General features: G+C 33.9%; 1 pseudogene. It reads right to left on the reverse strand.

Annotation, left to right across the window (positions count from 1 at the left end):
- A pseudogene (locus DM397_RS00200) lies at positions 1 to 277 on the reverse strand (cell filamentation protein Fic); the annotation flags it as partial.

Genomic DNA, 277 nt, shown 5'->3' on the forward strand with positions numbered 1-277 from the left:
CCAATCTTTTCCGCTATCGGAAGTTCCGGACTTTAATAAAAAATGGAGTTCTTTTATAATGGATTCTGTGAGCTTATTATTTGCTTTTTCAATAATAAAATTGATGCATCGAAAGTGATTGGAAGTTTCAATAATGTCATCTACACTGACACTTTCTTTGGATGCTCCAATGGTATTGGTTTCAAAAATATATCTTGTCTGGTCATGAGTCAGCCTGCTTCCTTCAATTTTATTTGAATTATAGGTTAAATCAATTTGTGTCCGGTGATAGATGCCG

This window comes from Flavobacterium nitrogenifigens (assembly GCF_003254565.1).
In the GTDB taxonomy this organism is placed as follows: Bacteria; Bacteroidota; Bacteroidia; order Flavobacteriales; family Flavobacteriaceae; genus Flavobacterium; species Flavobacterium nitrogenifigens.